Source organism: Stutzerimonas sp. S1, from assembly GCF_025966695.1.
In the GTDB taxonomy this organism is placed as follows: Bacteria; Pseudomonadota; Gammaproteobacteria; order Pseudomonadales; family Pseudomonadaceae; genus Stutzerimonas.
This window is the reverse complement of record NZ_JAOEIY010000001.1, coordinates 280,739-299,718: the sequence shown is the minus strand read 5'-3', so window position 1 is coordinate 299,718 and position 18,980 is coordinate 280,739. Positions and strand designations below refer to the sequence as shown.

Here is an 18,980-nt window from a genome sequence, read left to right as displayed (position 1 = left end):
AGCCCGCTCAGTCGTCCGGCAGGCGGACGTCTTCGCCGGCGGCGCGCAGCTCATCGTAGGCGCGGTCCAGCGCAGCGAGCACTGCCTCGCTGTCGGCGGCGTAGCGCGAAACGATGAAGTGGATCGGCACCTCGCTGATCGGCAGGAACGGCAGTTCGCCCAGCCGCAGGCGCTGGCGGGCTTGGCTCACCGGGGCCTGGTAGTCCAGCACATAGTTGGCCCGGCGGTACCGGAGCATCTGCAACGCCGATTCATGATTGCTGGTATGCACCACCCGCACGCCTAGTGCCGGATCCTGCAGCATGTCGGTGATTTCCGGCCAGTAGCTGTAGCCGCTGATCAGAATCACCCCTTGCCCGGCCAGGTCCTCGGGGATGCGTGGCGGCGGCGTGTCCGGGCGGTAGTAGAGATTGAGGTGGATCCGCCCGAGGGTGTGACGGCTTTCCAGTGTGTGCACCGCCAGTTCGGGCTTGCCAGGTGCTCCGGCCCAGAGATCGACGCTTCCGCTTTTCAATCCGGCATACAGGCGCGCGCTGGGTAACGAGCGAAAACGCGCGCGATAGCCGGCGTGCCGTAGCACGCGGCGCGTCAGTTCGGCCACGGGGCCGCGGGCCCGTTGTTGCGGGTCACTGTAGATGGCCGGTGGGAACTCGTAGTAGCCGACCGTCAGCGGCGCCTGCGTGGGCGGCGCTGAGTGGGCCAGGCCGCAGCCACCGAGCAGGAGCGCTGCGGTCAACAGGAGTGATCTCAAAATGTGCGTCGTCCCTGAATGTCTCGCGGGGCGGAGGATGAGGAACCGATAGCGGTTTGTCCATGCCACAGAATGTCACTTGTCAGGAAAGCCTGCGGCGCTCGGCCTATGCTCAGACTAGAGCGCGCGGCGGGTAGCCGAGTGCAGGGCAAGGGGGCGTGTATGCGACGCAAGGTATTCACCAGCAAGGTGTTCGATCGCAAGGTGGTGCTGATCACTGGCGGCTGCGCCGGAATCGGCCGGGCGTTGGCGCTGCGCATGGCGCAGGCCGGCGCACGGCTGGTCATCTTCGATCTCGAACAGGCGGCGCTCGACAGCCTGGTGCAGCATCTGGCTGATCATCACAACGCCGAGGCGCTTGGTGTGCGCTGCGATGTCAGCGATGCCGAGGCGGTGCAGCGGGCAGTCAGTCTGGTGATCGAGCGCTACGGCGGTATCGACGTGCTGATCAACAACGCCGGCATCACCCACCGCAGCCGCGTCGCGGACACCAGCCTGACGGTGTTCCACCGGGTCATGGCGGTCAACTTCTACGGCGCACTGCACTGCACTCAGGCGGCGCTGCCGAGCCTGATGGCTCGTGGTGGCCAGATCATTGTGCTTAGCTCGCTGTCGCAGTACGCGCCGGTACCTGATCGCGCCGCGTACAACGCCAGCAAGCACGCGCTGCACGGTCTGTTCGAGACCTTGCGCGGCGAGCTGGAGGGTAGCGGCGTCAACGTGATGCTGGTGTGCCCGGGATACACCGCCACCGACCTGCGCAAGAATGTGCTGGTCGGCGACGGTTCCACCGCGCCGCAGCCGGTGCTGACCATCGGCCGGGTAGCCTCGCCGCAGGACGTGGCGGAGGCGATCTATCAGGGCGCGCTCAGGCGGCGCAAACTGCTGGTGTTGTCCAACCTCGACTGGAAGGCGCAGTTGCTGGCGCGCTGCTTTCCGCGGCTGTATCAGAGTCTGCTGCTGCCGCGGCTGCTCGCGGCGCGGGCGCGCTAGCCGGGCGTACCGTAGAGCTGCTGCATCAGCGCTGGGTCCCAGAATGTCGCCTCGATCTTGTGGCCGTCGAGGTCGCGCACGAAGCAGCCGTAATAGGGCTCGCCATATTCGGGGCGTGGCCCGGGAGCGCCCTCGTCAAGGCCGCCGGCGGCGATGGCCGCGCGATGGAAGGCGTTCACCGCCGCCTGATCGGCGGCGAAGAAACCTACATGGGTGCCGTTGCCTACCGAGGCGGGGCTGCCGTTGAACGGCGTCTGGATCCAGAACTCGGGAAATTCACGACCCCAGGCAACCGCACCGGGATGCTCGAGGATGCGCTTGCAGCCGAGGGTGGCGAGCACCTGATCGTAGAAGGCGACCGCCTCGTCGAAGCGGGCGGTGCCGAGGGAAATATGCGAGAGGATGCTGGGGTTCTGTGCGGTCATGGCAGTGGCTCTCATGGGCGTGACCGAAGCAAGCCTAGCAGCCCCCGGCGCCGCTGCTGCGCTGTCAGCTGAACGGCTAGGTCCGGCCGCGATCGCCTGCCGGCGTGTCGCTGCAGAGCATGAAGCAGCGGAACAGCATGACCGTTGGCAGCAGCTGCAGCACACCGACCACGGCGTCGAGCAGCAGCCGCGGCAGAGCGTTCGCGGCGTTGTCGGCGACCAGCGCCGTGGCCAGCCAGGCCTCGACGATCCACAGCGGCAGCAGCACGCTGAGCACGCAGCCGAGCACCAGCAGGAAGTGCCCGCGGGTAAGGATGAAACTCTGCTTCAATGCCGCCAGCGGCGACAGGCCGCGCAACACCAGCAGAAATTCGGCGAAGGCGATCTTCACCATCACCCAGATGCCGGGCAGGACGAACAGCGAGGCGCCGAGCATGATCAGTAGCGTGCCCAGGCCGGTGAGCACCGCCAGCGCCGGCCACAGCGGCAGCGCACGGGCGAGCACGGCACGCAGCTCCGGAGCGTGGCCACGGCTGCGGGCATCGATGAACAGGATCAGCGCGCCGATATACAGCGGGTAGAACAGCATGCCCACCAGCAGCTCCTGCCCCGGCAGCGCGCCCTTGCCGAGCCAGTGGTCCACGGCCAGACGGGTGCCGCTCTCGAGCAGGATCAGCGGCAGGCAGAGGCGGACGATCGAACCGAAGTGGCGGGAGTAGAAGAACCAGGCGTCGCGCAGGATGGCAAGGACGTTCATCGCAATCGAAAGCTGAGTAGGACATCGAGGGGCGCCACTGTAGCCGATGCGCCCGGGGCGGGACACGCGCGATTTCGCCGTCCATACTGACGATCCCTTACCGACCCGGATTGATGCGTGAAGAAGATCGCCCTGTTTGCCGATGTGCAGAACCTCTACTACACCGTGCGACAGGCCCATGGTTGCCACTTCGACTATGCGGCGCTGTGGGCCGACGTCAGCCAGCGTGGCACCATCGTCGAGGCCTATGCCTATGCCATCGACCGTGGCGATGCGCGCCAGCAGCAGTTCCAGCAGATCCTGCGCAACTTGGGTTTCACCGTGAAGCTCAAGCCCTACATTCAGCGCAGCGACGGTTCGGCCAAGGGCGACTGGGACGTAGGTATCACCATCGACGTGCTGGATGCCGCGGGGCGGGTCGACGAGGTGGTGCTGGCCTCGGGCGATGGCGACTTCGATCTGCTGCTGGAGCGGGTCCGTGCCGGCGGCGCCGAGGCCACCGCCTACGGCGTGCCGGGGCTTACCGCGCAATCACTGATTCGCGCCGCAACGCGTTATGTACCCATCGAAGGGGATTTGCTGTTGCGTGGCTGAACATTCCGCCCGCTTTTGTGGGAGCGAGCTTGCTCGCGATTGAGGCGCGTCGGAGTTACCAGTGACGTAGGGTGGATGGTGCTCCACCCATCCACCGCCACGGCGTGGGACGCGGCGTGGGCTCTCGCTAGGGCTTAGTGAGAGCGTCGTTCACACGGTGGAAAATGCTTCGCAGTTTTCCACCCTGCGGCCTTCGCCGATATAACTCCGGATGGTGCCGTGCGGAAGCAAAGCCTTTTCCGAAGGCTCGCCGGGAGCTGTTGGAGCGAGCTTCGAGACGTAGGATGGAGGCGCTTCAGCCATCCACCGAAATGCTGATCAAGCCTTGCCGAGGGCAGCCAGGCGCTTGCGCACCGCGCCTTCGATGCCGGCGGCATCCAGGCCGCACTCGGCGAGCATCTCGCTCGGCTTGGCGTGCTCGACATAGATGTCCGGCAGGCCCATTTGCAGCATGGGCATGACCACGGCCTCGCTAGCGAGGAACTCGGCGACTGCGCTGCCGGCGCCGCCCATGATGCTGTTTTCCTCGATCGTCACCAGCAGCTCGTGCTCGGCGGCCAGGCGGCGCAGCAGCGTTTCGTCCAGCGGCTTGACGAAACGCATGTCCACCACCGTGGCATCGAGCGTTTCACCGACCTGCAGCGCCTCGGGAAGCTGCACGCCAAATACCAGCAGCGCGACACCCTTGCCCTGACGGCGCACCACGCCCTTGCCGATTTCCAGCGGCGCCAGGCCCGGCTCGATGGTCGCGTTCGGCCCGCTGCCGCGTGGGTAGCGCACCGCTGCCGGGCCTTCGAACAGGTAGCCGGTGGTGAGCATGCGGCGCATCTCGTTCTCGTCGCTCGGCGTCATGATCAGCATGCCGGGGATGCAGCGCAGGTAGGACAGATCGAAGCTGCCGGCGTGGGTCGGGCCGTCTTCGCCGACCAGGCCCGCTCGGTCGATGGCGAACAGCACGTCGAGGTTCTGCACCGCGACGTCATGGATCAGCTGGTCGTAGGCGCGCTGCAGGAAGGTCGAATAGATCGCCACCACCGGCTTCAGGCCTTCGCAGGCCATGCCGGCGGCCAGGGTCACGGCATGCTGTTCGGCGATGGCGACGTCGAAGTAACGGTCCGGATAGCGCTCGCTGAAGGCCACCAGGTCGGAGCCTTCCTTCATCGCCGGGGTGATGCCGGTCAGGCGCGGATCGGCGGCGGCCATGTCGCACAGCCACTGGCCGAATACGTTGGAATACTTCGGCCCGCTCGGCTTCTTCGGTGCCACTGGCGCACCGACCGGTTCCAGCTTGCTGATCGCGTGCCAGGTGATCGGATCGGCCTCGGCCGGGGCGAAACCCTTGCCCTTCTTGGTCACCACATGGAGGAACTGCGGGCCATCGAGGTCGCGCATGTTGCGCAGGGTGGCGATCAGCGTCGGCAGATCGTGGCCGTCGATCGGGCCGATGTAGTTCCAGCCGAGCTCCTCGAACAGCGTGCCGGGCACCAGCATGCCCTTGGCATACTCCTCGGTGCGGCGGGCGATCTCCCAGGCGCCGGGCAGGCGCGAGAGCACCTTCTTGCTGCCCTCGCGCATGCTCGCGTAGGTGCGGCTGGAAAGGATCTTGGCCAGGTAGTTGGACATGCCGCCGACGTTGCGCGAGATCGACATGTCGTTGTCGTTGAGCACCACCAGCATGTTGGCGCCGACTTCCGGCGCATGGTTGAGCGCCTCGAAGGCCATGCCGGCGGTCAGCGCACCGTCGCCGATCACCGCGATGGACTTGCGCTTTTCGCCCTGCAGGCGGGCGGCGATGGCCATGCCCAGTGCAGCGCTGATCGAGGTGCTGGAGTGGCCGACGCCGAAGGTGTCGTATTCGCTCTCCGAGCGGCGCGGAAAGGCGGCCAGGCCGTCCTTCTGGCGCAGGGTACTCATGCGCTGGCGACGGCCGGTAAGAATCTTGTGCGGGTACGCCTGATGGCCGACGTCCCACACCAGGCGATCGTCCGGGGTGTCGAAGACGTAGTGCAGCGCGATGGTCAGTTCGATCACGCCCAGTCCGGCACCGAAATGCCCACCGGTCTGTCCGACATTGAACAGCAGGTCCTGGCGCAGTTCGTTGGCGAGCTCTTCGAGTTCCGCCTCGCCCAGCCGGCGCAGCTGCTCCGGCGTGGCCGCGCGATCTAGGACGGGCGTCGCTGGGCGGACCCGAGGAATCTCATGGAACGTCTTGGGCATCGGGGCGGAATCGTTTGGCTGAAAAAAGAGCGGCAGTTTACCCGAAGGATACTTCGATAAGAACGGCTCGGCGCTCGGCGGGGTCTTTGTCGCGGCCGCAATGACTGCGGCCGTGCCGCTCAGCTGCGGCGTTCGACGATGAAGCGGGCCAGGTCGCGCAGCGGTTCGGCGGCGCTGTCGAACGGGCGTAGGGCGTGCAGTGCGAGATCGTGCAGTTCGCGCGCATACGCCTTGGCTGCGTCCAGTCCGAGCAGCGCCGGGTAGGTCGGCTTGTCGCGCGCGATGTCGGCCCCCTGGTGCTTGCCGAGCGTGGCGGTATCGCTTTCGACGTCGAGGATGTCGTCCTGCACCTGGAATGCCAGGCCGATCGCCTGGGCATACTGGCTGAGCGAGGCGAGGCTGGCGGCATCGGCGCGACCGCTGGCCAGTGCTCCGAGCCGGACGCTCGCCTCGATCAGTGCGCCGGTCTTGTGCCGGTGCATCAGCTCCAGCGCGGCGCGGTCGAGCTTGTGTCCCACTGAGCCGAGGTCGATGGCCTGCCCGCCGACCATGCCGGCCGGGCCGGCGGCGCGCCCGAGCACGCCGAGCATCTGCAGGCGCAGTGCGGGGTCGGCGGGATTGTGCGCGGCGCTGGCGATGACTTCGAAGGCCAGGCTCTGCAAGCCGTCACCCGCGAGGATCGCGCAGGCCTCGTCGAAGGCCTTGTGGGTGGTTGGCTGGCCGCGGCGCAGGTCGTCGTCGTCCATCGCCGGCAGGTCGTCATGCACCAGTGAATAGGCGTGGATCAGTTCCACCGCGCAGGCCGCACCGTCAGCTTCGGCCCGCTCGCCGCGCAGCGCCTCGCACGCGGCGTAGACCAGCAGCGGGCGCACACGTTTGCCACCGTTCATGACGCTGTAGTGCATCGCCTGATAAAGCCGTTCGAGCTGCGGGTGCGGCGCCACGAAGAGCGCCTGCAGGCAGTCGTCGACGCGCTTCTGACAGGCTTTCTGGTAGTCGGCGATCATGCGTCGGTGTCCGTTTCGAACGGCGCTTCCTGCAGTTTGCCGTCGCGCTCGAGGAGGATCTGCACCTTCTGCTCGGCCTGACTCAGCGCCGCCTGGCAGTCGCGCGTCAGGCCGATGCCCTGCTCGAAGCAGGTCAGCGAGTCTTCCAGCGACAGCTCGCCGCTTTCCAGACGTTCGACCAGTTGCTGCAGATCGGCGAGGGATTGTTCGAAATCGAGCGCGGCTTTCTTGCGGGCCATGACGGAACCTGTAGTGTGCGGCGGGTCTGAATCGGGCGCGACATTAGCAAAGAAGGCCCGCTACAGCCACCTTCGACGGCTTTGGCCGGCTCAGGCGGCGTAGGTGGCCCAGAAGTAATAGAGCGTCATGCCGCTGCCGATCAGGATCACCAAGGCACGCAACCAGGTGGCTGGCAGCTTCTGGCTGAGCGCGCCACCGGCGTAGCCGCCGAGCGTGGCGCCGACGAGCAGGATCAGCAGTTCGTACCAGCTGACCCGGCCGGCGACGATGAAGGTGATGCTGGCCACGCTGTAGATCACCGCCGAGATCAGGTTCTTCAGTGCATTGGCGCGTACTAGCGCATGGCCTTCGATGGAGAACGCCGCCAGTTGCAGGATGCCCATGCCGGCACCGAAGTAACCGCCATAGATCGACACCAGACCATGTGCGGCGAGCGAGGCAGGAGCATGGGGTGGCACCGCGGTTTCCCGCCGGCGTCCGGCCAGCCAGCGACTGAGCCAAGGGCTGGCGGCGAACAGTGCGGTGGCCAGCAGCAGCAGCCAGGGGATCAGCAGGCTGAACACGTCGTCACCACCGGCCAGCAGCAGCAGGCCGCCGAGCAGGCCGCCGGCCAGCCCGGCGAGCAGCAGCGGCAGAAGATAACCGCCCAGCGGTCGCAGGCTGGAGCGTGCCGCCCAGGCGCCGGCCAGACTCGCCGGCCAGAGGGCGACGGCGTTGGTGGCATTGGCCGTCACCGGCGGCAGGCCGGTGGCGAGCAGGGCGGGGAAGGAGAAGAAAGTACCGCCGCCGGCCAGGGCATTCATACCGCCTGCGGCAAAGCCGGCGGCAACCAGCAGCAAAATCTCGAAGAGGGACATCGGACAGGCTCGCACCAAAAGGAGGCAGGGTATCCAAGCCGCTGCGCCCAGGCTAGCCGGCGGCGTAAAACGCCGGCGCGTCAGCCGTCCAGCGGCAACGGCAGTACCGTCTGCTGGCGGGGTGCGCGGGTCAGCTGACACTGTGCTGCCGGCAGGGGCCGTGCATAGTGATAGCCCTGCAGGCTCGGGCAGTTGTTCAGTCGCAGAAACGCGGCCTGGCGTTCGTTCTCCACCCCTTCGGCGACCACATGCAGGCCCAGGTGGCCGGCCATGGTGAGAATGCCGCGCACCAGCGCGACCGAGTGTTCGCTGTCCGGCAGGCCGGCGACGAACTCGCGGTCGATCTTGATGCCGTCGAAGGGGAAGCGTTGCAGGTAGGTCAGCGAGGCATAGCCGGTGCCGAAGTCATCGAGCAGCAGCGGCAGGCCGGCCGCCTTGAGGCGGGTCAGGGTCTGCTGCACGTGCTCATCGGCCTCGAGCAGTGCGCTCTCGGTGATCTCCAGCTCCAGCAGGTTCGCCGAGGCGCCTTCTTCCTCGAGGATGCCGAGCAGGCTGCCGGCGAGGTCGGCCTGACGGAAATCCAGCGGCGAGAGGTTAACGGCGATGCGCAGCGAGTGGCCCTGTTCCTGCCACTGGCGCGCCTGGCGGCAGGCCTGGCGGAAGACCCAGCGGGTGGTTTCGATGATCAGTCCGCTGTCCTCCAGCACCGGGATGAACTCAGCTGGTGGTACCAGGCCGCGCTCGGGCGAGTTCCAGCGCAGCAGCGCCTCCATCACCTCGGGCTCGCCCGCCGCGTTCACCTGCGCCTGGTAGTGCAACACGAACTGCTGCTCGTCCAGCGCCAGGCGCAAGGCCTGCTCCAGCTGCCGGCGCCGCTCGGCTGCGGCGCTGAGCTCATGGGTGTAGAGGCGGGTGCAGTTGCGCCCGGCATCCTTGGCGGCATACAGGGCCAGATCGACCTGCTTGAGCAGCTCGCTGGCACTGCCAGTGCCGTCGCTGCTGGTGATGCCGATGCTCGGGCTGGCGAAACACTCGTACTGATTGATGCGTACCGCCGGCTTGAAGCCGTCGATGAGGCGCTCGGCCAGCTGTACGGCCTGCTCGGCGCTACCGCCTTCCAGCAGGATCATGAACTCGTCGCCACCAGAGCGCGCCAGCACGGCCGGGGATGGGGCGAGACGGCGCAGACGGTCACCGATCTGGACCAGCAGGCGATCGCCGACTTCGTGGCTCAGGGCGTCGTTGATCCTTCTGAAATGATCGATATCCAGATAGAGCAGGCTCAGCGGTATCCGTGCGCTGAGCAGCTGCTCCAGACGTTGCACCAGGAAGTTGCGGTTGGCCAGCTGCGTGAGCGGATCGAAATGCGCGAGAAAGCGCAGACGCTGCTCGGCACGCAGGCGGTCTCCGATATCGCGTAACAGAACCAGCGCAAGCTGTTCGCCATCGCGCTGGAAGGGCGTGCAGGTGATTTCCAGCGGCACCTTGTGTCCGTGCCGGCGCCCGGTCAGCTCCAGCACGGTGTTGGCCGGCGTACGTTGCAGGCGCTCCGCAGCGTCGGCTTCGACCAGGCGGTCGCCCGGCAGGGCGCCCATCAGTTCGGCCGGCGTGCAGCCGAAGAGTGTCGCCGCTGCCGGGTTGGCCTGCTGTACACGCAGCTCCCGGTCGACCACGAGCATGCCCACCGGTGCGGTGTCGATCAGGTTGCGCATCAGTTGTTCGCTTTCGCGCTGCGCCAGTTGGCGCTCGTGCAGCTGACGCATCATGCGGCTGAAGGTGGTTGCCAGCTGACCGATCTCGTCGTTGCCGGAGACGGCCGGCGGCTGCGGTTGCTGATCACTGGCAAACGCGCGGGCCGCACGGTCGATGCGCGCCAGGCGCTGGGTGATCAGACGGTCGTAAAGCAGGTTGAGCGCCAGGCCCAGCATGATCAGCAGGCTCAGGGTCTGTGCCAGGTAGAACCAGCCGTCGCGCTTGGTCTGCGCAACCACCGGGGCGAAATCGAACTCGATCAGCAGGGCCTCGCGTAGCGGCCTGCCATCGCCGTCGGTCCGCTCCAGCGGATAGATTGCCAGTTGCTGCGAAGACGACGTGCCGAGCCAGCCGGAGCGGCCATTGCGTACGTGCTCGCTGAGCTTGCCGGGGCTGATCAGTTCCAGCTCGGCCGGGTCGAGGCCGAGGCGGGTACTTTCGATGACCCGTAGTTGCTGGTCGATGACCATCGCCCAGCGGACCCCTTCCAGGCTGGCGAGATCGGCCAGCTCGGTTTGCAGTTCGGTGGCGCGGCCGAAACGCTGGTGATCGCTCAGGCTGCTCTGCAGCAGGGCCAGATGCTGATGGGTATGGCTGCGCCAGTGCAACAGGGTTTCATCGACGCGCCCGGGCAGATGCCATGCGGTCAGCAACAGGGTGAAGGTCAGGCCGAACAGGCCCAGCACCAGCGGCAACGAGAGACGCAGCGAGAGGCGTGTCAGCATGTTTCACCTCGGCAGACGGCAATCAGCTGTTGCGGTGCGGGCGGCTTGGTTATCAGCTGACGCTCGGTCAAGTAGTCGCTCAGGCGCTGAGCGCTGCGCAGCAACTGGCCGTCGACCAGCCACTGCTGATTGAGTGCTGCATCGCCCATGACCAAGCCGTTCAGCGTGATCTGCAGAGCGTTGGCATCCAGGCCGAGACGGCGCTGCAGGCGGGGGTCGGTTTTCGCGCGATTCTCCTGCCAGGCGCGTAGCGAGTCGAACCACAGGGCTTTGAGCAGCTGGCGTTGTCGCGCACTGACGCGATGACGGTCGACTACCAGTACGTCGATGATCTCGCCGGGCAACTGCCGGCTGTCGAACAGGTGTCGCGCACCGTGGCTTTCCAGAGTCGGTCCTTGCGAGGCGAAGCTGATGACCGCGTCGACCCGTCGATCGCGAAACGCTTCTACATGCTCATGGACCGGAAGGCTGACGATGGTGACATCCTCGAGGCGCAGTTGCGCCTCGTCGAGCAGCCGCGAGAGGAAGAAGCCCCCGAGCGCGGTACTTTCCACACCGATACGCCGCCCCTTCAGCTCGGCCAACGAGGCGATCGGCGCGCGAGCGAACAGTACGTCGGCGCCGGCAGAGACGTCGGTGACCAGTAGGATTTCGAGGTCCAGCTCTTCGCTGCCGCTTTGCAGTAACAGCACTTCGTCGAGCGTCAGCATCGCTGCATCCAGGAGGCCGTTGCGAAAGCCGCGTAGCACGCCGGTCGTCGTCGGATACTCGACCAGGCGCACGCGGCTGGGCTCGGTCCAGCGCAGATCATCGGCCAGGTAAAGAGGGGCGTAGCCCGGCCAGCGGTTGCTGCCGATGCGAATCTCGTCCGATTCTGGCTGACAGCCCAGCAGGGCCAACCCAAACAGCAATAATAGAGCCCGACGCATCTGGCGACTCCATGATGGTTGAAGGCCACCATAGCTGACTCATGGGTCGCCGTGAATCCCGTAAAAGGTCTAGGGGTAATCGATGCGGTGCTATGCATCACGTTTTCGCGATGGTCGAACCGCGACGATCCGACTGGGCGGAGATGCTCAGGCTAGACGAGGCGGCAGCAGGCTGGCAGTAACCGGGCAATAAAAAAGCCGGCTTGTGGCCGGCTTCAGGGGGTGGCGTTGGCTTATTTTTGGTAAGCCGCAACCGCCTTGGTGATTGCTGCACGGGCGGCGTCGGCGCCTTCCCAGCCTTCGACCTTGACCCACTTGCCCTTCTCGAGATCCTTGTAGTTCTCGAAGAAGTGCTTGATCTGCTCGATCAGCAGCGGAGGCAGGTCGGTGTATTCCTTCACGTCCACGTACAGCTGGGTCAGCTTGTCGTGCGGGACGGCGATCAGCTTGGCGTCACCGCCGGCTTCGTCGGTCATGTTCAGTACGCCGACCGGACGGCAGCGGATGACCGAGCCCGGTGCGACCGGGTAAGGGGTCACGACCAGCACGTCGAGGGGGTCGCCGTCATCGGCCAGGGTGTGCGGGATGAAACCGTAGTTGGCCGGGTAGAACATCGGGGTGGCCATGAAGCGGTCGACGAACAGGCAGTCGGTGTCGTGATCGATCTCGTACTTGATCGGCGCGTGGTTGGCCGGGATTTCGATGGCGACGTAGATGTCGTTCGGCAGGTCTTTGCCGGCCGGGACTTTGCTGTAGCTCATGAAGGAAAGGCTCCGTGATCGGCCAGCGTGGCCGGGGGGGCGAAAAAAAGTGGGCGCGATTATAGGCGCAATGTCGCGCGCAATGCACGCCGGGTTCGACGCGTACGGCCTAGGCAGGTTCCCGGTAGGCCGGGTGTTCGGCCTGCAGTCGCTGCAAGCGTTGCAGCGGGTTCTGGCGATAGAAATCGGCGAGCTGTGCGTAGACTTCGGGGAAGGCAGCGTGCAGCACGTCCGGTGCGCTGAAGAAATATTCGCTGGTGACGGCGAAGAACTCCGCCGGGTTTTCCGCGGCGTAGGGATCGATCGGCGTTTCGGCGTCCGGATCGGCGTCGAGGCTGGTGTTCAGGCGGTCGTAGGCCTGCTGCATGGCCACCGCCCAGGCGTCGATGCGCATGTATCGGTGCAACGGCGGCAGGCCATTGGCGTCGCCGTTGAGCATGTCCAGCTTGTGTGCCAGCTCGTGGATCACCAGGTTGTAGGCCTCCCAGCCGCCGCTCTGCTGCACGCCGGGCCAGGCGAGAATCACCGGGCCCTGCAGCCAGGCTTCGCCGCTGTGTTCGGCGTCCCACTCGTGCTCGACGCCGGCGGCGTCGCGGTGCTTCTGCGGGCTGAGAAAGTCGTCCGGATAGATGACGATCTCGTGGAAGCCGCGATACCAGCCCAGATCGGCCAGATGCAGCAGCGGCAGCTGGGCCTGCAGCGCCAGGCGCAGGCGATCCTCGACCTGCAGCTCGACGCCCGGCAACGCAGTCAGTCGCTTGTCATGCAGGAACAGCACGGCGCGTTCGCGCAGGCGGCCGAGTTCTTCGTCGCTCAGGCCGTCGAGAATCGGCAGGCTGTCGAGCACCCGCTGCCACAGGTCGGCATCGACCGGGTTGCGGGCGAGGATGCGTTTGCGCTGCCAGGCGCGAAAGGACCACATGCACGAAGCTTCCAGCGAAAGGGCGCTCACCATAAGCGCGGCGGCGATGTGCGGCAAGCCGCGCGCAGGCGTTCAGGACGCCGCGTCCAGCGGCGCCTGTCCGAGCTTGTGCGGGTTGAGCACCGAGTAGATGCGGCGGATCTGCCGGCCGTCGCTGACCAGCGCCATCGCCGCATGAATGCGATCGCCGTGCAGCACCAGCACACCGGGCTCGCCGTTGATCCAGGCGACGCGAGTGCTCCACTGGCCGGCCGCGCGGCGGGCGATGCCGCGGGCCAGGCGCGCCGAAGCCCGCACGCCATGCAGCGTCTTCGAGGCGGCGGAGACCAGACCGCCACCGTCGGCCATCCAGCTCACGTCTTCGGCGAGCAGTTCGGCGAAGGCCGTGCTGTCCGGTTCCAGCAGCGTGGCGGCGAAGCGCTCCACCAGCCGTCGATGTGCTTCGCCATCGACCGCGAAGCGCGGCCGCTCTTCGCGCACCCGCCGCCGCGCGCGGCTGATGATCTGCCGGCAGGCGGTCGCGTTCTTGCCGAGGGCCTCGGCGATCTGTTCGTAGGAATGCTCGAGCACTTCGCGCAACAGCAGTGCTGCACGTTCCTCCGCACCGAGGCGCTCGAGCAGCACCATGAAGGCCATGGAGATGTCCGCGCCGAGGTCGGCCAGCCGTTCGCCTTCGTGGTTGCCGAGGCCGAGCAGCGGTTCAGGCAGCCACGGGCCGAGGTATTCCTCGCGGCGTGCGCGACGCTGGCGCAGCTGGTCGATGCCCAGCCGCGTCACCACGGTGACCAGCCAGGCCTCGGCGTCGCGAATGGTCGCCGTGTCCGCGCCGCTCCACTTGAGCCAGGCGTCCTGCAGCAGATCCTCGGCATCGGCGCGGCTGCCCAGCAACCGGTAGGCCAGGCCGAACAGTTTCGGCCGTAACGTCTGAAAGAAATCCGTCTTGTCCCGCACGTCAGTTCCTCACGATGACTCGTCCAGTATGGACGGATCGACCGCGCTCGCTGTGACAGCCGGTTTTTCTGCCGCTCGGCTGTCACAGCCCATCGGGCGGCTGCGTCCTGGCTGAGTCAGTACCGACAAACCGACTGGAGACCGCCATGACCGTTCGCCTCGACTACTTCAAACACGCCGACGCACTGCCGCTGCAGGCGCTGACCGCGATCAGCGGCTACCTGCACGAATCCGGCCTGGACCCGCAGCTGCTTGCGCTGATCGAGCTGCGCGCCTCGCAGCTCAACGGCTGCGCCTATTGCATCGACATGCACAGCAAGGACCTGCTGGCGCTGGAAACGCCGCTGCCGCGCATTCTGCTGCTGCCGGCCTGGCGCGAAGCCAACGTCTACAGCCTGGCCGAACGCGCGGCGCTGGCCTGGACCGAGGCGGTGACCCGATTGCCCGACGGTGAAACCCTGGATCGCTGCTACGGTGAGTTGACCGCGCATTTCTCACCGCGAGCGATCACCCGGCTGACCTTCGCCATCGTTGTCATCAACAGCTGGAATCGTCTGAGCGTCGCCTTCGGCCGCGAGCCGGGCCAGTACCGACCGGGCGACCTCGAGGGCGCGATGAACCGCGCATTGGAGCGTTTTGCCGATCTGCGTCCCACCACCGAAAGGAGCAAGGCATGAGCGAACTAACCGAGCGCAGCGGACTGCAATTGATCAACCCGCCGGGGCTGTACGACCCGGCGCCCAACGGCTACTCGCACGTCGCGCTGTTGCCGGCCGGCGCGCGACTGGCGTTCATCGCCGGGCAGGGCGGCGAGACGGCCGACGGCCGCCTGCCGGCCGATTTCCGCCAGCAGGTGCGCCAGGCGCTGCGCAACCTGTGTGTCGCCATTGAGGCGGCGGGCGGCTCGCCGGCTCAGATCGCCAAGCTCGGCGTACTGATCGTCGAGCACAGCGAGGCGCGGTTGCAGGTGTTCGGCGAGGAGCTGGCGCGCGCACTGGGGGCGGAGCCGAAACCGGCCTGCACGCTGATCCCGGTGCCGCGCCTGGCGCTCGACGGCATGCTGTTCGAGATCGAGGCCGTGCTGTTGCTGACGGCTGGCTGAGCATGCCGTCGGTCGGCGCGTCACGGGACTGTCAAGCGGGGCGGCTACATCAGGAGAACCACTCACTCGCAAGGAGACCCCGAGATGACCGCACCGGATCAGAAACGCCGCCAACTGCTGCAGGGCATCGGCGCCGGCCTCGCCCTGCCGGCCCTGGGCATCGCGCCCGCCATCATCGCCGCGCCGCGCGCGCGGCCGCAGATGCTCGATGGTGTGCAGTCCGGCGATGTCGAGGGCAACCGCGCGCTGGTCTGGAGCCGCTGCGACCGCCCCGGCCGGCTGATCGTCGAGTGGGACACGCGCAGCCGCTTCGGCAATCCGCGGCGCATGCTGTCGTCCATCACCGATGCCGGTCGGGACTTCACCGCCCGCGTCGACCTGCGTGGGCTGCCGGCGGATCAGTCGATCTTCTACCGCGCGCGTTTCGAGGACGCCCGCAGCGGCGTGCTCAGCGAGCCCTGGTTCGGCCATCTGCGCAGCGCACCGAAGCGCCCGCGCGATATCCGCTTCGTCTGGGGCGGCGACACCTGCGGCCAGGGTTACGGCATCAACCCGGACGTCGGCGGCATGCGCATCTACGAAACCATGCGCCAGCGCCGGCCGGACTTCTTCCTGCACAGCGGCGACGTGATCTACGCCGACGGACCGATTCCCGCCGAAGTGACCGCCGAGGACGGCAGCACCTGGCGCAACCTGGTCACCGAAGAGAAGAGCAAGGTTGCCGAGACGCTGCACGAGTTTCGCGGCAACTACCGCTACAACCTGCTGGACGAGAACCTGCGCGCGTTCAACGCCGAGGTGCCGCAGATTTGGCAGTGGGACGACCACGAAGTGACCAACAACTGGTCGCCGAGCAAGGTGCTGGACGACCGATACCAGCAAGTGCGCGATGTCGATACCCTGGTGCGTCGTGCGCGGCAGGCCTATCTCGAATACGCGCCGATGCGCATCGCGCGCGGCGACCGGCTTGGGCGCATCTACCGCAAGGTCAGCTACGGGCCGCTGCTGGAGGTGTTCGTGCTGGACATGCGCAGCTATCGCGGGCCGAACACCCACAACCTGCAGGCGGAGCAGGGCGCGGACACGGCGTTTCTCGGCCGCGAGCAGCTGCGCTGGCTCAAGCGCGAGCTGCGCGCCTCGCGCGCGACCTGGAAGATCATCGCCGCCGACATGCCCATCGGCCTGCACGTGCCGGATGGTCCGCGCTGGGAGGCCATCGCCAATGGCAACGATGGTCCGGCGCTGGGTCGCGAGCTGGAAATCGCCGAGCTGCTGACCTTCATCCAGCGCGCGCGGGTGCGCAACACCGTCTGGCTGACGGCGGATGTGCACTACTGCGCCGCGCATCACTACCACCCCAATCGCGCCGCGTTCCAGCAGTTCGAGCCGTTCTGGGAGTTCGTCGCCGGGCCGTTGAACGCCGGCAGCTTCGGGCCGAATCCGCTGGACGCCACCTTCGGCCCGGAAGTGGTGTTCCACAAGGCGGCGCCCACGCCGAACAGCTCGCCGCGGGCGGGCTTCCAGTTCTTCGGCGAGGTAGAGATCGACGCGCAGAGCGGTGCGCTGGGCGTGAGTCTGCGCGACATCGACGGCACGGTGGTCTACAGCCAGACGCTGGAGCCCTGGCAGCCGGCCTGATGCCGGCTAGCCGAGCAGGAAGTTGCCGGCGCGCGGCTGACCGTCCAGCGCCGGCACTTCCGCTTCGTCCTTGAGCTGCACGCCGGAGAGCTGCCGGCGGCTGGCTTCGCGCAGCAGGTAGAGCAGGCGGTGCGCGGCGAGGTTGTAGCTCAGGCCCTCCGGGCGGATGTTGGAAATGCAGTTGCGCTGCGCATCGTGCCGGCCGACCTGTGGCGCCCAGGTGAAATACAGGCCCAGGCTGTCCGGCGAGCTGAGCCCTGGGCGTTCGCCGAGGAGGATCACCACCATGCGCGCCTTCAGCCGCTGGCCGATTTCGTCGGCGATTGCGACGCGGCCCTGTTCGACCAGGCTGATCGGCCCGAGCGACCAGCCTTCGGTGCGGGCCTGTTCGGCGATCTTCAGTGCCATCGGCGCCGCGTGGCGCTGCACGGCCAGGGCCGAGAGGCCGTCGGCAATCACCAGCGCCAGATCGCAACCGTCGCCCGCCTGCTCGTCGAGCCTGGTGGCGCTGGCTTCGTCGAGGCGCCGACCGAGGTCCGGGCGCTGCAGGTAGATCTGCCGGTCGGTGGCGGCGCTGCGCAGATACAGATGGCTGAGGTCATGCTTTTCCAGTTCGGCGGCCAGCGCTTCGCAGTCCAGCGGCAGATGCACCGCGTCGCGCGCCTGGGCGTGGGCGAACTGGAAATCCAGCTGCGCGTCGGTGGGCAGGCTGACACCAGCCCGGCCAAGGGCGATGCGTGCCGGGGTCAGCTGGCGCAGGTGCTGCCACGGATTTTCGATGGTGGGGGAGCGGTCGTGCATGGCTACCTCGGAGCGTGACGGTCAGACGCGTGGACAAGCGCGTGGAAAAGACCTGTGGTCGTTTTCCACCCTACGCCGCGGTGAGGGTATCGGTGTAGGGTGGAAAACCGCGTAGCGTTTTCCACCTGAGGATGGTCGAGGCAGGAAGAGCGGCTTCATGCCTGCTGCTCCAGCGCCCGGCGGAAGGCTTCCGGCAGGTCACGGCCGAGCTGCAGGCGATTGCCGTCCTGCCGGAGGATCTGCATCTTCGCCAGCCATTCCTCGAATTCCGGCGCGGGCCTCAGACCAAGCACCTGGCGCACGTAGAGGGCGTCGTGGAAGGAGGTGGTCTGGTAGTTGAGCATCACGTCGTCCGAGCCCGGGATGCCCATGATGAAGTTGATGCCGGCCGTGCCGAGCAGGGTGAGCAGCATGTCCATGTCGTCCTGGTCGGCTTCGGCGTGGTTGGTGTAGCAGATGTCGCAACCCATGGGCACGCCGAGCAGCTTGCCGCAGAAGTGGTCCTCCAGCCCGGCGCGGATGATCTGCTTGCCGTTGTAGAGGTATTCCGGGCCGATGAAGCCCACCACGGTGTTCACCAGCAGCGGCTTGAACCGCCGCGCGACGGCGTAGGCGCGGGCTTCGCAGGTCTGCTGATCGACGCCGTGATGGGCGCCCGCCGAAAGCGCGCTGCCCTGGCCGGTTTCGAAATACATGAGGTTGTCGCCGAGGGTGCCGCGCTTCTGCGACAGGCCGGCCTCGTAGCCTTCCTGCAGCGTCGCCAGGTTGATGCCGAAGCTGGCATTGGCCGCCTCGCTGCCGGCGATGGACTGGAACACCAGGTCCAGCGGCGCGCCGCGATTGATCGCCTCGATGGAGGTGGTGACGTGGGTGAGGATGCAACCCTGGGTCGGGATCTCGTAGCGGCTGATCACCGCGTCGAGCATCTTCAGCAGCTCGCAGATGCCGGCGGTGCTGTCGGTGGCCGGGTTGATGCCGATCACCGCGTCGCCGTTGCCGTAGAGCAGGCCGTCGAGAATGCTCGCGGCGATGCCGGCGCTATCGTCGGTCGGGTGGTTCGGCTGCAACCGGGTGGACATGCGCCCGGCCAGCCCGACGGTGTTGCGAAAGCGGGTGACCACGCGGACCTTCTGCGCGACGAGGATCAGGTCCTGCACGCGCATGATCTTCGACACCGCGGCGACCATCTCCGGCGTCAGCCCCGGTGCGAGGGCCTTGAGCGACGACTCGTCCGCCTCCTCGCCGAGCAGCCAGTTGCGGAAATCGCCCACGGTCAGGTGGCTGATCGGAGCGAAGGCGGCGGCGTCATGGCTGTCGATGATCAGCCGGGTGACTTCATCGCTTTCGTAGGGGATCAGGGCTTCTTCGAGAAAGCGTTTGAGCGGCACCGCGGCCAGGCACATCTGCGCCGCCACGCGCTCGGCGTCGCTGCCGGCGGCGACCCCGGCGAGCAGGTCGCCGGAGCGCGCCGGGCTGGCCTTGGCCATCACCTCGCGCAGGTCGTCGAAGCGCCAGGTGGTGCCGCCCACACTGTGCGAGTACGTCATGGCTGCTCCCC

General features: G+C 66.9%; 19 protein-coding genes. 5 read left to right on the top strand and 14 right to left on the bottom strand.

Translation table 11 applies throughout. The annotated features are described in order from the left end of the window. Window positions 1–7: 7 nt before the first annotated feature. Window positions 8–721, bottom strand: coding sequence for a transporter substrate-binding domain-containing protein (locus tag N8H22_RS01385; protein WP_264589320.1), 714 nt, complete (start codon window positions 719–721; stop codon window positions 8–10). 192 nt (window positions 722–913) lie between these two features. Between N8H22_RS01385 and N8H22_RS01380 the strand changes: the two genes are divergently transcribed. Continuing rightward, complete coding sequence (locus tag N8H22_RS01380; protein ID WP_264588837.1) at window positions 914–1,744, top strand: SDR family oxidoreductase; 831 nt, start codon at window positions 914–916, stop codon at window positions 1,742–1,744. Here N8H22_RS01380 and N8H22_RS01375 read toward each other — a convergent pair. Together N8H22_RS01375 and N8H22_RS01370 are read right to left on the bottom strand one after the other, a co-directional pair. Beyond that, window positions 1,741–2,169 (bottom strand): VOC family protein, encoded by a 429-nt coding sequence (locus N8H22_RS01375; protein WP_264588836.1) that lies wholly within the window; start codon window positions 2,167–2,169, stop codon window positions 1,741–1,743. The genes N8H22_RS01380 and N8H22_RS01375 overlap by 4 nt on opposite strands. A gap of 76 nt (window positions 2,170–2,245) precedes the next feature. Continuing rightward, window positions 2,246–2,926, bottom strand: a complete 681-nt coding sequence (locus N8H22_RS01370) for a YciC family protein (protein ID WP_264588835.1) — start codon at window positions 2,924–2,926, stop codon at window positions 2,246–2,248. A gap of 117 nt (window positions 2,927–3,043) precedes the next feature. Here N8H22_RS01370 and N8H22_RS01365 point away from each other — a divergent pair, with 117 nt between their 5' ends. After that, on the top strand, window positions 3,044–3,520 hold the full coding sequence (locus tag N8H22_RS01365; protein ID WP_264588834.1) for an NYN domain-containing protein: 477 nt from the start codon (window positions 3,044–3,046) through the stop codon (window positions 3,518–3,520). Window positions 3,521–3,838: 318 nt separating this feature from the next. On the opposite strand, the gene dxs is transcribed toward N8H22_RS01365, so the two are convergent. The 9 genes from dxs to sigJ all read right to left on the bottom strand — a co-directional run bounded on the left by dxs (window position 3,839) and on the right by sigJ (window position 13,881). Continuing rightward, complete coding sequence (gene dxs / locus N8H22_RS01360; RefSeq protein WP_264588833.1) at window positions 3,839–5,737, bottom strand: 1-deoxy-D-xylulose-5-phosphate synthase; 1,899 nt, start codon at window positions 5,735–5,737, stop codon at window positions 3,839–3,841. 119 nt (window positions 5,738–5,856) lie between these two features. Then, window positions 5,857–6,744, bottom strand: coding sequence for a (2E,6E)-farnesyl diphosphate synthase (ispA, locus tag N8H22_RS01355; RefSeq protein WP_264588832.1), 888 nt, complete (start codon window positions 6,742–6,744; stop codon window positions 5,857–5,859). Next, window positions 6,741–6,983: an exodeoxyribonuclease VII small subunit gene (locus N8H22_RS01350; RefSeq protein WP_264588831.1), complete on the bottom strand. Its 243-nt coding sequence runs from the start codon at window positions 6,981–6,983 to the stop codon at window positions 6,741–6,743. The genes ispA and N8H22_RS01350 overlap by 4 nt, the downstream gene beginning before the upstream one ends. Window positions 6,984–7,073: 90 nt before the next feature. Continuing rightward, complete coding sequence (locus N8H22_RS01345) at window positions 7,074–7,841, bottom strand: sulfite exporter TauE/SafE family protein (RefSeq protein WP_264588830.1); 768 nt, start codon at window positions 7,839–7,841, stop codon at window positions 7,074–7,076. An 80-nt stretch (window positions 7,842–7,921) separates the two neighbouring features. Then, the gene (locus tag N8H22_RS01340; protein ID WP_264588829.1) at window positions 7,922–10,318 is read right to left on the bottom strand and encodes an EAL domain-containing protein; all 2,397 of its coding nucleotides are present in this window, start codon (window positions 10,316–10,318) and stop codon (window positions 7,922–7,924) included. Continuing rightward, window positions 10,312–11,247, bottom strand: a complete 936-nt coding sequence (locus N8H22_RS01335; protein ID WP_264588828.1) for an ABC transporter substrate-binding protein — start codon at window positions 11,245–11,247, stop codon at window positions 10,312–10,314. The genes N8H22_RS01340 and N8H22_RS01335 overlap by 7 nt, the downstream gene beginning before the upstream one ends. Before the next feature lie 233 nt (window positions 11,248–11,480). Beyond that, window positions 11,481–12,008 (bottom strand): inorganic diphosphatase, encoded by a 528-nt coding sequence (ppa, locus tag N8H22_RS01330; protein WP_014854012.1) that lies wholly within the window; start codon window positions 12,006–12,008, stop codon window positions 11,481–11,483. A 109-nt stretch (window positions 12,009–12,117) separates the two neighbouring features. Next, window positions 12,118–12,930 carry a M90 family metallopeptidase gene (locus tag N8H22_RS01325; RefSeq protein WP_264588827.1) on the bottom strand — a complete coding sequence of 271 codons (813 nt, stop codon included), beginning with the start codon at window positions 12,928–12,930 and terminating at the stop codon, window positions 12,118–12,120. A gap of 72 nt (window positions 12,931–13,002) precedes the next feature. Further along, complete coding sequence (gene sigJ / locus N8H22_RS01320; RefSeq protein WP_264588826.1) at window positions 13,003–13,881, bottom strand: RNA polymerase sigma factor SigJ; 879 nt, start codon at window positions 13,879–13,881, stop codon at window positions 13,003–13,005. 146 nt (window positions 13,882–14,027) lie between these two features. Here sigJ and N8H22_RS01315 point away from each other — a divergent pair, with 146 nt between their 5' ends. The 3 genes from N8H22_RS01315 (at window position 14,028) to N8H22_RS01305 (ending at window position 16,621) form a co-directional block, all read left to right on the top strand. Then, window positions 14,028–14,558: a carboxymuconolactone decarboxylase family protein gene (locus tag N8H22_RS01315; RefSeq protein WP_264588825.1), complete on the top strand. Its 531-nt coding sequence runs from the start codon at window positions 14,028–14,030 to the stop codon at window positions 14,556–14,558. Continuing rightward, window positions 14,555–14,983, top strand: a complete 429-nt coding sequence (locus N8H22_RS01310) for a RidA family protein (protein ID WP_264588824.1) — start codon at window positions 14,555–14,557, stop codon at window positions 14,981–14,983. The genes N8H22_RS01315 and N8H22_RS01310 overlap by 4 nt, the downstream gene beginning before the upstream one ends. An 84-nt stretch (window positions 14,984–15,067) precedes the next feature. Further along, window positions 15,068–16,621: an alkaline phosphatase D family protein gene (locus N8H22_RS01305; RefSeq protein ID WP_264588823.1), complete on the top strand. Its 1,554-nt coding sequence runs from the start codon at window positions 15,068–15,070 to the stop codon at window positions 16,619–16,621. Window positions 16,622–16,627: 6 nt separating this feature from the next. Here N8H22_RS01305 and eutC read toward each other — a convergent pair whose 3' ends face one another. Both eutC and N8H22_RS01295 read right to left on the bottom strand, forming a co-directional pair. Then, window positions 16,628–17,422, bottom strand: a complete 795-nt coding sequence (gene eutC / locus N8H22_RS01300) for an ethanolamine ammonia-lyase subunit EutC (RefSeq protein ID WP_264588822.1) — start codon at window positions 17,420–17,422, stop codon at window positions 16,628–16,630. Between the two features lie 155 nt (window positions 17,423–17,577). After that, on the bottom strand, window positions 17,578–18,969 hold the full coding sequence (locus N8H22_RS01295; protein WP_264588821.1) for an ethanolamine ammonia-lyase subunit EutB: 1,392 nt from the start codon (window positions 18,967–18,969) through the stop codon (window positions 17,578–17,580). Between the last annotated feature and the right edge of the window lie 11 nt (window positions 18,970–18,980).

Bases quoted from the DNA above. Each gene is read 5' to 3' on its own strand.
- N8H22_RS01325 (WP_264588827.1), bottom strand. From the start codon at position 12,930: ATGTGGTCCTTTCGCGCCTGGCAGCGCAAACGCATCCTCGCCCGCAAC.
- N8H22_RS01310 (WP_264588824.1), top strand. From the start codon at position 14,555: ATGAGCGAACTAACCGAGCGCAGCGGACTGCAATTGATCAACCCGCCG.
- N8H22_RS01345 (WP_264588830.1), bottom strand. From the start codon at position 7,841: ATGTCCCTCTTCGAGATTTTGCTGCTGGTTGCCGCCGGCTTTGCCGCA.
- N8H22_RS01350 (WP_264588831.1), bottom strand. From the start codon at position 6,983: ATGGCCCGCAAGAAAGCCGCGCTCGATTTCGAACAATCCCTCGCCGAT.
- N8H22_RS01370 (WP_264588835.1), bottom strand. From the start codon at position 2,926: ATGAACGTCCTTGCCATCCTGCGCGACGCCTGGTTCTTCTACTCCCGC.
- ppa (WP_014854012.1), bottom strand. From the start codon at position 12,008: ATGAGCTACAGCAAAGTCCCGGCCGGCAAAGACCTGCCGAACGACATC.
- N8H22_RS01340 (WP_264588829.1), bottom strand. From the start codon at position 10,318: ATGCTGACACGCCTCTCGCTGCGTCTCTCGTTGCCGCTGGTGCTGGGC.
- N8H22_RS01315 (WP_264588825.1), top strand. From the start codon at position 14,028: ATGACCGTTCGCCTCGACTACTTCAAACACGCCGACGCACTGCCGCTG.
- dxs (WP_264588833.1), bottom strand. From the start codon at position 5,737: ATGCCCAAGACGTTCCATGAGATTCCTCGGGTCCGCCCAGCGACGCCC.
- N8H22_RS01380 (WP_264588837.1), top strand. From the start codon at position 914: ATGCGACGCAAGGTATTCACCAGCAAGGTGTTCGATCGCAAGGTGGTG.
- eutC (WP_264588822.1), bottom strand. From the start codon at position 17,422: ATGCACGACCGCTCCCCCACCATCGAAAATCCGTGGCAGCACCTGCGC.
- N8H22_RS01295 (WP_264588821.1), bottom strand. From the start codon at position 18,969: ATGACGTACTCGCACAGTGTGGGCGGCACCACCTGGCGCTTCGACGAC.
- N8H22_RS01335 (WP_264588828.1), bottom strand. From the start codon at position 11,247: ATGCGTCGGGCTCTATTATTGCTGTTTGGGTTGGCCCTGCTGGGCTGT.
- N8H22_RS01305 (WP_264588823.1), top strand. From the start codon at position 15,068: ATGACCGCACCGGATCAGAAACGCCGCCAACTGCTGCAGGGCATCGGC.
- ispA (WP_264588832.1), bottom strand. From the start codon at position 6,744: ATGATCGCCGACTACCAGAAAGCCTGTCAGAAGCGCGTCGACGACTGC.
- N8H22_RS01375 (WP_264588836.1), bottom strand. From the start codon at position 2,169: ATGACCGCACAGAACCCCAGCATCCTCTCGCATATTTCCCTCGGCACC.